This window comes from Streptomyces sp. NPDC006610, from assembly GCF_040611575.1.
GTDB lineage: Bacteria > Actinomycetota > Actinomycetes > Streptomycetales > Streptomycetaceae > Streptomyces.
This window is the reverse complement of the sequence record NZ_JBEXOP010000038.1, coordinates 35,942-49,415: the sequence shown is the minus strand read 5'-3', so window position 1 is coordinate 49,415 and position 13,474 is coordinate 35,942. Positions and strand designations below refer to the sequence as shown.

10 protein-coding genes and 1 pseudogene are annotated in these 13,474 nt (G+C 71.2%); 2 read left to right on the top strand and 9 right to left on the bottom strand.

All coding sequences use genetic code 11. The annotated features are described in order from the left end of the window. Positions 1–120 precede the first annotated feature (120 nt). Together ABZY13_RS26250 and ABZY13_RS26245 are read left to right on the top strand one after the other, a co-directional pair. Complete coding sequence (locus ABZY13_RS26250) at positions 121–588, top strand: ATP-binding protein (protein WP_356634881.1); 468 nt, start codon at positions 121–123, stop codon at positions 586–588. 792 nt (positions 589–1,380) lie between these two features. Then, positions 1,381–1,596, top strand: a pseudogene (locus ABZY13_RS26245) (hypothetical protein); the annotation flags it as partial. Positions 1,597–1,663: 67 nt separating this feature from the next. Here ABZY13_RS26245 and ABZY13_RS26240 read toward each other — a convergent pair. The 9 genes from ABZY13_RS26240 to ABZY13_RS26200 form a co-directional block, all read right to left on the bottom strand. After that, positions 1,664–2,890: a hypothetical protein gene (locus ABZY13_RS26240; protein WP_356634879.1), complete on the bottom strand. Its 1,227-nt coding sequence runs from the start codon at positions 2,888–2,890 to the stop codon at positions 1,664–1,666. Beyond that, the gene (locus ABZY13_RS26235; protein WP_356634877.1) at positions 2,871–3,128 is read right to left on the bottom strand and encodes a phosphopantetheine-binding protein; all 258 of its coding nucleotides are present in this window, start codon (positions 3,126–3,128) and stop codon (positions 2,871–2,873) included. Before ABZY13_RS26235 ends, ABZY13_RS26240 begins: the two co-directional genes overlap by 20 nt. Positions 3,129–3,159: 31 nt before the next feature. After that, on the bottom strand, positions 3,160–4,041 hold the full coding sequence (locus ABZY13_RS26230; protein ID WP_356634875.1) for a 3-hydroxyacyl-CoA dehydrogenase NAD-binding domain-containing protein: 882 nt from the start codon (positions 4,039–4,041) through the stop codon (positions 3,160–3,162). A gap of 28 nt (positions 4,042–4,069) precedes the next feature. Then, positions 4,070–5,206, bottom strand: a complete 1,137-nt coding sequence (locus ABZY13_RS26225) for an acyl-CoA dehydrogenase family protein (protein ID WP_356634873.1) — start codon at positions 5,204–5,206, stop codon at positions 4,070–4,072. 73 nt (positions 5,207–5,279) lie between these two features. Beyond that, complete coding sequence (locus tag ABZY13_RS26220; protein ID WP_356634871.1) at positions 5,280–9,755, bottom strand: amino acid adenylation domain-containing protein; 4,476 nt, start codon at positions 9,753–9,755, stop codon at positions 5,280–5,282. A 36-nt stretch (positions 9,756–9,791) separates the two neighbouring features. Beyond that, positions 9,792–11,138: a cytochrome P450 gene (locus tag ABZY13_RS26215; protein WP_356634869.1), complete on the bottom strand. Its 1,347-nt coding sequence runs from the start codon at positions 11,136–11,138 to the stop codon at positions 9,792–9,794. Continuing rightward, a complete protein-coding gene (locus ABZY13_RS26210; protein WP_356634867.1) occupies positions 11,135–11,368 on the bottom strand; it encodes an MbtH family NRPS accessory protein in 234 nt (77 codons plus the stop codon). Before ABZY13_RS26210 ends, ABZY13_RS26215 begins: the two co-directional genes overlap by 4 nt. Continuing rightward, entirely contained in the window at positions 11,361–12,161 is an 801-nt protein-coding gene (locus tag ABZY13_RS26205) for an alpha/beta fold hydrolase (RefSeq protein ID WP_356634865.1), read from the bottom strand. The genes ABZY13_RS26210 and ABZY13_RS26205 overlap by 8 nt, the downstream gene beginning before the upstream one ends. Before the next feature lie 4 nt (positions 12,162–12,165). Beyond that, positions 12,166–13,473, bottom strand: coding sequence for an MFS transporter (locus tag ABZY13_RS26200; RefSeq protein WP_356634863.1), 1,308 nt, complete (start codon positions 13,471–13,473; stop codon positions 12,166–12,168). Position 13,474 lies beyond the last annotated feature (1 nt).

Sequence of the window (13,474 nt, the reverse complement as noted above, 5' to 3'; positions counted from 1 at the left end):
TGCCCGCGGGTCCAGGCGGATGCGCTCACCCGTACGGCCGCGCATGAGACCCCGGCGCATGACGGAGGGCAAAGCGGGATACCCGGCCTCGCATGAAAGCGGACGAAGGCGGCGATACCAGTGGAAAGCCAGGCTGTCGGTGACGGCTGCAATGGGCCGGACGAGTACCTGATACGGGCCGACTACGCCCTGGACGGGCGCGAAGGCTGCATCGCCCAGGCCCGCCGCCACGCCGCCGCCCTCCTCGACAGGGCCGGCGACGAGCATCGCCTGCCGATGTGCGCACGGGTGAAGGACCTGACGCTGCTGGTGGTGAGCGAACTGGTCACCAACGCGTGCAAGTACGCTCCCGGCCCGGTCCTGATGGAACTGCGCGTCAACGCCCGTGTCGTGGACGTTGCGGTGTGGGACGCCGATCCCGTGCTTCCCACCGCCCAGCTGGCCGACCCCGGCCGGATCGGCCAGCACGGCCTGGAGATCGTCGCAGCGGCCACCGAGACCCTGCTTATGGAGCAAAAACCCGACGGCAAACGCATCACGGCCCGCCTCGCCCTGTCCGCCGCACCCGTCGGCAGCCCCCTGACGTGACTCCCGCCAATCCGCGCCACGCGCAGCCGGGACTGCGCAGCACGAACGGTCGACCGCTGCCCAGCAGCCGCGCAACGCCGGCCACGTACCCGGGACCACCCCTCGTCTTTGCCCACCGGCCCGCTGGGCACTGCCCAGCGGGCCGGTGGGTGCACTGCACGGCCAGGAGGACCGTGGCGTCCGGCTCACACCGTGGTCCCCATCTCCAGGTGCGGTGTGTCCCCCGGCTGCGTAACGGTCTGCCCATAGTCAAGGCTGACCCGCACGGTCGGGGTGAGCACCGACTCCAAAAGATCTGGCGGCTTGTTGCCGATACGGCCCCCCAACCACCGATTACGCATAGTGACCGCGGCCGCGCTTTCGCGTGCCCGGGGCTCTGTTCCTATGCGGGCAGCGCCAGGATGTCAGTAGCGGCTGTTCATCGCGGCACGCACCTCGGCGAGGGTGCTGTCGGATCGTGTGAGCGCCGGGTGTCCCGTCCGCGTATGCAGCCGCATTCACCTCCTACCAGTGGCCCAGCGCTCGCACGACGGCGTCGGGCAGCAGGCGTCCGGCCATCTCGCGGTCCACCGCGTCCGCACGTTCCTGGCGGTGCGGCCCGTCCTGCCCGTCCTGTTCGGTCACGAAACCGCTCCCTGCCCGATGTGCCGCCGAGTCGGGGGAGGCAGCGGCGGAATCCTTCGGTTCGGACTGCTCTGGTACGCCCCGCCCGGCACGAGTTCGGCGGCTGCCTGCTCCAGTTCCTGCCGGCGAAGCTCGCCGCCTTCGATACAAGGGACAAGTACCGAGGCCATGAGGCCACGTTCGAGATCCACCGCCTGTCTGCCCCTTCCTGAACGCGTACGCGCACTCGCCGACCTGGCCGGCACCGCGGTGAAGGAGACCGATCAGGGGCTCGCATCGGCCGTCTACAACCAGGCCGCGCTCATCGCCTCCTGCCTCGGTCTCCCCGACCTCGCCCGCGAGCTGCGCCACCAGCATGCCGCCGCCTGCCTTCAGGCCTGCCCCTGATGCTGATGGCTTTCAGCCTCTCGCGGGAATGGACCCGTGCCCCGTAATCCACGGCGCTCCCCGGTCACCGGCCCCGCGGCGAAAGCCTCGCCCCACGCAACTGCTCGCGCACCCGGTCAGGCCAGGCTTTCGGATCAGCGCCATGTTGGCACAGGAAGGCGAACATCAGCCGTTCGAGGCCGAAGCCGACGCAGCCGCTGTGGGCGGTGGCGCCGTCGGCTTCGCGGATGTCGAAGCGCTCGGTGAAGAACGTGTCGTGGAAGTTGAAGGAGGCGGCCGCGATGGTTCGGTCGGGACCGGTTTTGAGCCTCAGTTCGTACTTGAGCTCCAGGAGGCGCTGGGACACGGTTTTCGCGATCCCGTCCTCGGCGGAGAAGAACGGGTCGTTGGCCACCTCGGCGTGGCCTTCGAGGCCAAGGTCGGTGATGAGCTCGAAGGCCAGGCCCATGAAGCGGCGGCGGGATGCGGTCACGAAGTCGCGGGATCCCATGAAGACGATCTCGCGGATCGTGAAGTCCCACAGGCGTTCCAGCGTCGTCGCGTAGCGCGATTCGAAGCGGAAGGACTTCCCTTTGGCGGTCACGACCCGGTGTCGCGAGCCGGGGAGCCGTGTCCCCTCGTGCTGGCTGAAGGTGTGGAAGCACATGGTGGGCGGGAGGCAGTAGTCGACGTTGTCGCAGTCGGTCAGGATGTCGGCCGACACCTGACGGCGCGCGGCGTAGGACTCACGGAACGCTCCGTAGGTGCGTGAGTCGCTGTGCAGCCTCGTGACGAACATCAGGAACTGTGGGAAGGACGCGAAGTAGTCGCACTTCTCGAGGACGCGGGTGGGCATCAGGGTCGGATACCGGAATTCCACGGCGCCGAACTCCTCGACGACGAGGTCCCGGATCAGGTCGTCCAGGCAGTCCATGAGGGCGAGCAGGTTGCCGCCGATGCCGACTTGGCCCTCACCGAGCGAGCACGCCTCTCCGGCGACGACGAGGTCGTCGAAGACCTCGGGCCGCGCCGGGCGCCGAACGCCCGACTCCCAGATGACCTTCCTCCGGAGCACCCCGTGCGGCAGGACCTCGGATTCGAAGACCGCGGCCGCACGCGCCGCGAGCTCTTCCACGTCGACCGCGGTGTCGGTCCTCACTTCGATCGACGTGATCAGCCCGTCCCGCTCCACCAGCGAGAAGTCGGAGATCCGCGAGTCCACGAAGTAGACCCGGCGCGCGATCTCCGGTGCGAGCGCCGCCGGTAATGGCGTCGGCAGGATCAGGTTCGCCTCAGGCATGGCGTACGGCACCGGTTTTCGCCAGCACCAGATCCGCGATCGCCGAGATCGACCGGAAGCGGTCGATGTCCAGGTCTTCGGGCGTCACCGTCACCTGGAACTCCCCCTCGATGAACACGACGAGCTGCATGGCGAAGAGCGAATTGACGATGCCGGCCGCGAAGATGTCCTCCTCGTCGGCCAGGACGTGCTCGCCCATGTGGGGGGCGAGGAAGGCGCGGATGCGGTCGACGACGTCGTTGCGCGACATATGAGCCTCCTTGCGGGACGGATCGGGCTTCTCAGTGTGCGTACTCATAGAACCCTCGGCCGCTTTTCACGCCGAGCAGCCCGGCATGGACCATCTTCTGAAGCAGCGGAGCCGGTCGGTACTTGGGATCCCGGTAACTCTCGTAGAGCACCGTCAGGGAATTGAGGATGGTGTCCAGGCCAATCAGATCGCCGGTCTCCAACGGCCCCATTTTGTGGCCGAAGCAGCCCTTGAAGATCCGGTCCACGTCCTTCGCCGAGGCGACCTGATCCTGGACGCAGAACACGGCCTCGTTCACGGTCAGCATCAGGACCCGGTTGGTGACGAAGCCCGGCAGGTCGGCCACCACCACGCCCTCCTTGCCGATCCGGCCGAGCAGTTCCAGGCCCGCGGCCATGGTCTGTTCGGAGGTGTGGAATCCCTTGACCACCTCCACCATGGGCATCAGCGGGACCGGATTCATGAAGTGCATCCCCAGCACCCGGTCCGGACGCCCGGTCACGCCGGCGACCCTGGTGATCGAGACCGCCGAGGTGTTGACCGCGAACAGGACGTCCGGCTTGCAGATCTGGTCGAGGCGGAGGTAGACGTCGTGCTTGACGTCCCAGTCCTCGGTGACGTTCTCAACTACGAAGTCCGCGCGCTCCAGCAGCTCCGGGCGGGTGTCGAACGTGATGCGGTCGAGCACGGCGGCCGGGTCGGCGACCACCTCGCGCTTGGTGTACAACCGCTGGAGGCGCTGGAGTTCGGCGATCGTCTTGCGAGCGTCGGCCAGCTGCGCTTCCGAGATGTCCGTCAGCACGACATCGAAGCCGTGCTCGGCGAAGGTGTGCGCGACGCCGCGCCCGATGGTCCCGGCGCCGACGACGCCGATCGTCCGGATGTTCATGTGGTTCTGCTCGCCCCCTGTCATGGTGTCGGACTCCTTTCTTCACGCGGCATCACAGGCCCGCCCCGGTCGCGGCGGCGCCCAGGATGGACTGGAGGAGCTGGCTGGTGCCCTCGATGATCTCCATGACCTTCGCGTCCCGCAGATAGCGCTGGACCGGCACCTCGCTCCCGATGCCGACGGCGCCGTGGATCTGCACGGCGTCCGCGGCCGCCCTCATCGCCGCCGTGGACGCGAAGTACTTCGCCACCAGGGTCTGGTTGATGGCTTCGGGATCGCGGGCCGCGCGCGCCAGGCCGGCGCGGTGGCAGAGCAGCCGGGCCGCTGTGCTGTTGACGTGCATGTCCGTGAGCATCGCCTGGATGAGCTGGTGGTCCCGGATCGGCCCGCCGCCCTGCGAGCGTCGGGTGGCGTAGGCCGCGGAATCCTCGGCGCAGGCGCGCGCCAGACCGACCGAGCCCCAGGCGGTGCTGTACCGCCCCACGTCCAAGGCGGACGACGCGACGAAGGTCAGGCCGGTCCCCGGCCGGCCGACCAGGTTCGCGGCCGGGATCCGGCAGTCGGTGAACGTCAGCTCCGCCAGCAGTGAGCCGCGCAGTCCCAGCAGGTCGACGATCGGGCTGATGTCCAGGCCCGGGGCGTCACGCTCCACCAGGAACGCGGTGTGCTTCCCGTCGTACTGCGCGAACACCAGGAACACGTCGGCGATCGCGCCGAAGCTGATCCATTTCTTGCGGCCGCGCAGCACGATCTCGTTCCCGGCCTGCTCCGCCGTGGTCGCGATGCTTTTGGCATCGCTGCCGATCCCGGGCTCGGTGAGCGCGAACGCCGCTGTCTTCTCGCCGGCGGCTATCGGTCCGAGCCAGCGGTCACGCTGGGCGTCGGTGCCCCACCGCCACACGGAGTGCGCCACCATGTCCGACACGGCGACGAAGTTGCGGACGTTCTGGCAGGCCCAGCCGATCTCTTCGGTGAGCAGTCCGTACTCCAGCGGATCCAGGGCCGGGTCGCCTCCAGGTCCCGGGACCATCGCGGACAGCAGTCCCTCGGCCGCCAACGCCTTGACGACGTCGCGGGACACCGCCTGCCGGGCGTCCGCCTCCGCCGCCCGCGGTCGGATCGCGTCGGCGGCGAACGCGTGAAACCTCTTTCGCTCCGCCGATTGTTCGGCGGTGAGCAGATTCCTCATCGAATCGGACTCCTGCCATCCCGGGCTATTTCGTTCTCCGATGTGGTGACATGACGACACGGTTCAGAACTGTTCATGCGTGCCCCCGGCACAGGTCGGCGAGATGATCGAGGAAGGAGTCGACGAGGTCGTGTGCGACGCCGGCGGACAGGACCGACGTGTGGTACTGGAACATGCCCCGGATCCCGGCCTGGCCGTAGTGCACGATGAGCGCCGCGTCGAACTTGGGCTGCGGCAGCCGGATCACGTACTCCGCGCAGTGCAGGCCCGGCAGGTCCAGCGGGGTCTGTGAGTCCATGCTCAGATACAGCTGCGGGAACTGGCGCGGCCTCGGCCGCACATCCTGGAGCAGTCGGTTGGCCACCGCCGAGAACGGGATGTCCTGGTCCGTGACCGCGCCCACGAGGCGTTTGGCGGTCGCCATGAGCGCGGCGGCGTCGGCGCCTTCGGTGTCGGCCGCTCCCTCACCGCGCATCAGGACGGTGTTCAGCAGACAGGACACCACGCGCTCCTCGTCCTCGGCGGTGTGCCCGGCGACCACGCACCCCATCAGGAACTCGCGCAGGCCCAGCACTTCCCCGACGGCGCGCTGATAGGCGGTGGCCAGCACCGCCGGTTCGGTCACCCGGGCCGCGCGCGCCGCCGCGCGCAGGCCGGGCAGCCGGCCGCGCCGGTCGGAGATGACGACGACCTCGGCCCGCCCGGCGCCGTCGACCCGGGCGCCCAGCGGCGCCGGGTCGAGACCGGCGTAGCGCTCGGCCAGGGTGGCGGCCCGGCCGTCGACCTCGGGGTCGGCGGCGTGCGCGAGATGGCGGCGGTGCACCTCGGCCAGGCTCACGCCCGGCTCCCGGGGTCCGCGGGCCGGATCGGCGAAGTGCGCGGCGACGTCGCCGAGCAGGACGCGCAAGGAAAACCCGTCCATCACCAGGTGGTGCCAGACGAACAACAGCAGGCGCCGCTCGGGGCTCACGGTGATCAGCACGCAGCGCAACAGCGGTCCGTCGGGCACCTGGACCCCGGTCTCGATCTGCTCCTCGACCAGCGCGGCGAGAGCGACCGGGTCCGGCGGACTGTCGCTGAGGACGTGCTCGACCCTGATGGTGTGCCGGCCCGGCAACAGCGCCGGGACGCCGCCGACGACGGCCAGCGCCGCGCCGGTGCCCGGATGGTCGGCCAGCGCGCGTTCCACGGCCCGGCCGAGGTCGGCGCTGTGCACCGGTCCCCGGATCTCGTAGCCGATGTGCTCCCGGTACAGCGTGGCGTCGCCGGTGATCTGCTGCTGGGTCCAGATCGCCCGCTGTATCGGCGTCAGCGGCACACCGTCCTCGGGCCCGCCGGGCCGCACCGCGCCGGACGGATCGGCGACCAGCGCGACCAGGGCGTCGTGGTGGTGCCCCCACAAGCGGGTCAGCGCGGCCTGGTCCCAGACGCCGGCGTCGCCGGTCAGGTCCAACCGCAGCTCGCGGGACGCCGCGTCGGCGATCACGTCGACCAGCAGCGGTTGGCTGGACTTGTCCCACATGCGGGAATCGCCAACCCGCAGGCCGGTGTCGGCGAGCCGGTTGCGGACATGGAAATGAACGTAGTTCAGGACGGTGTCGAACAGCGGCCGCCCGGCCATCTGACGCAGCGCGGGATACGGATAGCGCCGGTGCGGGAGCATCGCCGTCTCGGCCTCGAAGAGCCTGCGGGCCAGCACAGCCCAGCTCGGCGCGTCCAGGTCCGCGTCCATCGGCATGACGTTGAGGAACAGGCCCATCAGCCGATCGCTGTCGGCGGTCTGCGGACGGCCGTTGAGCACGATCCCGGTCACCGGCCGCGCAGTGTCCCGATGCCGACCGAGCGCCGCCAGGTGGGCGGCCAGCACCAGGGACTTCACCGGAAGACGGAGCTTCGCCGCAGCCTCTTCGAGCCGGGCGCGCAGACCGGCGGGCAGATCCGCGCCGATCCGGACCCGCTCGACGCTGCGCGAGTGCGGTCGTGCCGGCGACGGGGAGTCCGACCCTATCCGCGCCAAGCGCCCGCGCCAGAACTCGCGGCTGTCCTCCGACTCCAGGACTGCGGCCTGAAGCCGGGCGAACTCGGCATGCCGTCCGCCATCCGCCCACGCGGGTCGCTGTGGCTGCGGTGCGCCGTCGCGGGCGCGGGCATAGGCGGTGAGCAGGTCGACCAGGAAGACGGACTCGCTCCAGCCGTCGATGATCGCGTGGTGGAAGCCGTAGACGAGCCAGAAGGACGCGTCGTCGACCGCGGCCGCGTACACCCGCATCATCGGTCCGTCCTCGACGTCGAAGGGCCGGCCCGCCTCGGCGGCCAGCTTCTCCAACGCCACGCTGAGCGTCGCATCGTCGCGCTCTCGCCAGTCCAGCACGGTCAGCGGCAGCCGCGGTTCGCGTTCGACGAGCTGGCGCGGACCGGCCGGGTCGGCCAGATCCAGGCGGGTGCGCAGCGTCGGATGCGCGGCGGCGACGTGGTGGAGCGCGGTCCGCAGCGCCTCCGGGTCCAGAGCGGTCTCGACGCGGTACCCGGCCACGTCGTGGTAGAGCGACTGGTCCGGGCTGCCGGCGGCCTCATAGACCAAGCCGAGCTGCAGGAGTGTCGCGGGATAGCCGCGCTCGACGTCGGCGGGCAGGTCGACGGACGACTCGACGGCCGACGCGGCATCGGGCGGGGCGGCGGCGAGGCCGTCGGAGGCCATGTCCTCGTGCCCGCGGTCGATGATCCTTTCATCGGAGGCGCTGCCGGTCGCCGGGCCCGTGTCGGCACCGCCCGAGCCCGGACACAGATCCCTGACAGTCGGCGTGGCGAACATGTCGGTCAGCGAGATCTCCAGACCGCGGACCTCGGCGTCCGCGATCGCCCGGATCGCCAGGATGGAATCGCCGCCCAGGCCGAAGAAGTCGTCGTCCAGCCCGACCTCGGGCACGTCCAGGACCTCGGCCCAGATCTCTGCGAGCAGCCGCTGATCCGTCGTCGGTCCGGAGGCGGGCGCGACGGAAGCGGCGGCCGGCCCCGGCTTGGCGCCTGGGGCCAGGGCGGTACGGTCGATCTTCCCTGAAGGGCTCAGCGGCAACGCGTCCGTCAGCGCGACCTTGGCCGGGATCTGGTGCGCGGGCAGGAGGTCTGCCAGCAGCGTCCTGATCCGCTCCACCGTCAGCCCGCTTCCGGCTCGCGGCACGGCGAACGCCGACAGGCGCTTGGCGCCGTCCGCGTCGGAGACCACCACGACCGCGGCGTCGGTGACGTCGGCCAGAGACAGCAGCGCGTGCTCGGTCTCCCGCGGCTCGACCCGGAAGCCGCGGATCTTGACCTGATCGTCCTGGCGGCCGAGGAACTCGACGGTCCCGTCGGGCGACAGGCGGCCCAGGTCACCAGAGCGGTACATGCGGGCGCCCGGCGGGGCCGGCTCGGGCTCGGGCAGGAAGTTGCGCGCGGTCTGGCCGGGCCGGCCCAGGTAGCCGCGGGACACCCCGTCGCCGGCGATCCAGATGGCGCCGATCTCGCCGGGCTCGACCGGGTGCAGTCTGTCGTCCAGCAGGTGGATCCGGACGTTCCGCAGCGGGGTGCCGATCGGGACCGAGCCGCCCTCGGCGGGCGCGGTACGGACCTGGTGGGTCAGTGCGAACGTGGTCGTCTCGGTGGGGCCGTACCCGTTGACCAGCCTCGGTCCCCCGGTCCGGGCCGCGTACTCCAGGAACCGGGCCCCGCGCGCCGGAGACAGCACGTCGCCGCCGACGACCAGCTCCGCCAGGCCGTCGAAGACGTCCGTCCGGCCGCGGACCAGCTCGTGGAACAGTGCCGGAGTCAGGAACAGGGTGCTGACGCCGAACTCCTTGACCGTCGCGGCGAGCTCGTCGACGGCCTGATAGCCCGGAGCGGCGACCACGAGCCGGGCGCCGTGCAGCAGCGCACCCCAGATCTCGAACGTCGAGGCGTCGAAGGCCGCCGGCGACATCTGAAGCACGGTCTTGTCCGGGCCGAAAGCGACGTAGTCCTGGTCCAGCACCAGGTTCAGCACGCCCCGTTGGGTGACGACGACGCCCTTGGGCCGTCCCGTCGAACCCGAGGTGTACATGACGTATGCGGCCGACAGCGGGCCGGCAGTGCCGGTCGCGAAGGCCGGTGTCGCCGACGCCGCGACCCGCGGCGGATCGTCGACCGCGGCCGTGGCCGGCCCGGCCGGCGCCGGGTCGCGCCGGAACCCGTCGGAGGTGAGGACCAGTGACGCACCGCTGTCCGCGAGCAGAAGGCGGACACGTTCGGGCGGGTACTCCGGCGAGACCGGCACGTACGTCCCGCCGGCCTTCAGCACCGCCAGCATCGCGACGATCAGGTCGATCGAGCGCGGAAGGTGCAGCGCGACCCGGGTCTCCGGCGCCAGGCCGCGGTCGAAGGACGCCGCCAGCGCCTCGGCCCGCCGCTGCAGCTCGATGTACGTGACGGCCTCGGCGCGGTCCTGGAGCGCGACGCGGTCGCCGTGCGCGGTGACGACCGCGTCGAAGCGGGCGGTGATAGTCGTCGGGCGGACCGGGATGTCTGGGATGTCCATGGGCAACCTCCGCAAGGCTCGATGGCGACAGCGCGCTCAGCCGGCCCGGCCGGCGGCGGATCGCAGGGCGTCGACGCTGGGCGTCAGGCGGACCGGCAGTGCGGAATACCCGGCAACGAAGGCGGAGTACACCGGCTGCGGCGGACCATCGGGCGTGATCCGATCGACGGCATGGCGCATGCCCTCCAGCACCGCCGTCACCTCGATCCGGGCCAGGTGCGCGCCCAGACAGAAGTGCGGCCCGAACCCGAACGTCAGGTGCCGGTTGGGGCGGCGCGCCGGATCGAAGCGCCCGGGGTCGGCGAACTCGCGCTCGTCCCGGTTCGCCGACCGTGGCCATAGGGTGACGATGTCTCCGGGCCGGATTCGCCGGCCGTGCAGGTCGATCTCGGCGACCGCGGTGCGCGCCAGGTGGACCACCGGCGTGGCCCAGCGCAGCACCTCCTCGACCGTGGACCCGATCTCTACCTCGCCGTCCCGCAGCCCTTCCCACAGCGCCGGGTCGGCCGCCAGCGCGGCGACCCCGCCGACGATCGACAGCCGGGTCGTCACGTCGCCGCCGAGGATGAGGCTGTAGCAGTTGAGGACGAGTTCGTCGCGGGTCAGCGGGACGCCGTCCAGCGATCCCTCGGCCAGCACCCGCAGCATGGCGCGCGGCCGGTTGCGGGCCAGCCGTGAGAAGTACAGGAGGATTTCGGCCTGCGCCAGCCGCGACGCGTCCTGCACCGGTGTGGCCAGGTCCGAGCCGAGTGCCGCGGTGGTCCTTTCGCCCACGTACTCACGGTCCGTCTCCGGGACCCCGAGCAGGTCGCAGATCGCCGCCAGCGGGATCTTCGCGGCGATGTCCGCCGCCACGTCACAGTGTCCGTCCAAGGCGGCCCGGATCCACAGGTCACGGGCGACCCGACGGATCCGCTGGGCGAGCGACTCCAGCGCGGCCGGCATGAACCCGGACTTCATCAGACCGCGCAGCGCGGTGTGGCGCGGCGGATCGCTGACCACGAGCATGCGGTCGCCGCCGGGATCGCCGCCGTCCAGCAGGGTCTCCAGCATGTTGCCGCGCGCCGAGGACAGCCGGGTCGTGTCCCGGGCCAGGGCCGCGACGTCGGCGTGCCGGCCGGCCACCCAGAAGCCCCGCCCGCCGGCGGCGGGCGGCTCGTGCCAGGCCAGCGGACAGTCCCGGCGCAGCTCGGCGAAGTAGGGGTCGAGCTCGCCGGTGACGAAGGCCCTCGGCCGGGTGAGGTCGAGCCCGACGCCGGTTCCGGGTTCCGCGGCGGATGCGACAGCCTCTGGCGAACCGGGCCCGCCGGTCGCGACGACCCGGTCTGCGTCGGCCGTCTCTCCCGCCGCGGCGGACCCGCCCGCCCCGTGTGCGATGGTCATACCGTCCCCGTGGTTCCTGTCTGCGCAGCCGCGATCGCCTCCCGGACGGACCGCGGCCGGATGTCCGGCCAGTGCTCCTCGACCCAGCGCTCGCAGGCGTCGACGCTGCCGGCGAACCCCGCCTCCCGCCAGCCGGCCGGTGCGGGGAATTCCTCGGGGACGATCGCGTGCTGCTCCTCATCGTTGATCAGGACCCGCATCCGCTGATCTTCGGTCGGTGTGTCAGTCATCGTTCAGCTCCGATCGTCGAGCCGGCAGGCCGGCGAGAATCCCGCGCAGGCCCACCGGGCCCCGCTGTTGGAGGAAGTGGCCGCCGGGCAGGGAGACGGCCTGGAAGGCGCCTGTTGTCCAGGTGGCCCACGCCGCCGATTGGGCCGCGCTGACCTGCCGGTCGCCGATGCCGTGCACCGCCAGCACCGGACAGCGGACGCGGTGCGGCCTGGCGTGCGCGATGTGGTCGTCACCGATCGCGAGATCCGCTCGCACGATCGGCAGCAGAGCCTCGCGCAGCGCCGGATGCTCGAACACCTCCAGGTCGGCGCCGCCGAGCTCATGGAGACGGGCAAGCAGGTCATCGTCCGACTGCTGGTGCCACCGGGTGCGGCCGAGCCGGCCGGCGGCCGCATCCGGCGGACCGCCGGCGTCGCCCAGCGCCCGTACCGACACCACGACCAGCGACCGAGGTGTGATTCCGGCTGTCTCCAGGGCCGCGGTGAACGCCTGGGCCACGTAGCCCCCCAGGCTCTGTCCCAACACCAGCGGCGGTCGTCCGTCGTCCATGGCGAGGAAGTCGGCGAACGCGGCGGCGGCCAGGTCGGCCACCGAGGCGGCGAACGGCTCCCGCGAGCGCGATCCCCGGCCCGGGTACTGCATGACCAGCGGCCGCCACTCGGGTTCGAGTTCTACGATCCACTCCCGCATCGAGTGCGCCGCGCCGCCGGCGAAGGGGAACAGCAGCACGCGAGGCTGGTCCGGCGCGGCCACGTCGTCAGGACTCCACCAGTTCGCGGTGATCATCGCCATCGGGTCAGCCCTCCGCCTCGGCGCCGCGCGGCCCGCCCAGCCGCCGCAGCGGCCGCCAGGTGACCGCCGCGAGCAGCAGCAACGCGGCCCCGCTGACCACGAACGGCGTCCAGATCTCGGTCTGCCCGGCGACCAGGCCGGCACAGACCGCGCCCAGCGGCGCGCCCCCCGTGCCGATCAGCCGGTAGACACCGTTGATGCGGCCGATCACCTCGCGCGGGACCGTCGTCTGGCGGAACGCGACGGTGAGCGCCTGGTACACCACCGCGGCCAGGTTGAGGGCGAAGAAGCCTGCCACTCCGGCCACCGGGTCGTGCACCAGGCCCATGAGCAGACAGGCTGCGCCGAGCGCGATCAGCGCCGTGGACACGACCGGGAACGTCCCGAACCGCTCCCGCAGCCGGGAGGCGGCCAGCCCGCCGACCAGCCCGCCGAGCGCGGCGACAGCGAGGAAGAACCCGTACGCCATCTTGCCCAGGTCCAGGACCTCCAGGACGTAGAGCACGAGGATCGCGCTGACCCCCGCGAAGAAGAAGTTGAGCCACCCGAGCATCACGGCCAGCAGCATCAGCAGCCGGTCGCCGCGCAGGTAGCGGAATCCGTCCCGGACCATCTCGCCCCAGCCCGGCGGCTTGGGGGCCGAGCCGGTTCCGGTGCCGGCGACTGATGTCGCCGCGGACGTCGCGGCGGAGGTGGACAGCGAATGCACGGTCAGCAGAATTACGACACCGATCGCGAACGACGCGGCGTCCAAGAGGAACGGCAGCGCCGCGGATACCGCGAACAGCAGGCCGCCAAGCGGCTGCCCGACGGTGTCCAGGAAGATCAGTTGGACGGCCTGGAGCCGGCCGTTGGCCGACGTCAGCCGCGCCTTGGACACCACCTCCGGCAAGTAGGCCTGCGCGGTGATGCCGAACATTGTTTCGCCGATACCCAGCAGGAAGGCAGCCACGTAGAGCACGGCCAGACCGGCGGACTCGGTCCAGATCAGCAGGGCGACCAATCCGACGATCACCGCGCGCCCCAGGTCCAGCCACACCATCAGGCTCCGGCGCGGCCAGCGGTCGGCGGCCACCCCGGCCAGCGGCGACAGCAGCATCGGCACGGTGCCGGCCACAGTGACCAGCGCGAGCAGCGTGGGATCGGTGGTGTAGGTGACCGCCAGCAGCGGTAGCGCGGTGGCCCGCAGGCCGTCGCCCAGCGCCGACACGCCCGCCGCCGCGATCAGCCGGTTTGCGCCGCCCCATCCGCGCGTCCGTTCCAGCACGGCAGTGTCCGCAGGCGAGCCCGCCGCGTCGTCCACGTCGCTCACC

Bases quoted from the DNA above. Each gene is read 5' to 3' on its own strand.
- ABZY13_RS26215 (WP_356634869.1), bottom strand. From the start codon at position 11,138: ATGACCATCGCACACGGGGCGGGCGGGTCCGCCGCGGCGGGAGAGACG.
- ABZY13_RS26220 (WP_356634871.1), bottom strand. From the start codon at position 9,755: ATGGACATCCCAGACATCCCGGTCCGCCCGACGACTATCACCGCCCGC.
- ABZY13_RS26225 (WP_356634873.1), bottom strand. From the start codon at position 5,206: ATGAGGAATCTGCTCACCGCCGAACAATCGGCGGAGCGAAAGAGGTTT.
- ABZY13_RS26230 (WP_356634875.1), bottom strand. From the start codon at position 4,041: ATGACAGGGGGCGAGCAGAACCACATGAACATCCGGACGATCGGCGTC.
- ABZY13_RS26235 (WP_356634877.1), bottom strand. From the start codon at position 3,128: ATGTCGCGCAACGACGTCGTCGACCGCATCCGCGCCTTCCTCGCCCCC.
- ABZY13_RS26210 (WP_356634867.1), bottom strand. From the start codon at position 11,368: ATGACTGACACACCGACCGAAGATCAGCGGATGCGGGTCCTGATCAAC.
- ABZY13_RS26205 (WP_356634865.1), bottom strand. From the start codon at position 12,161: ATGGCGATGATCACCGCGAACTGGTGGAGTCCTGACGACGTGGCCGCG.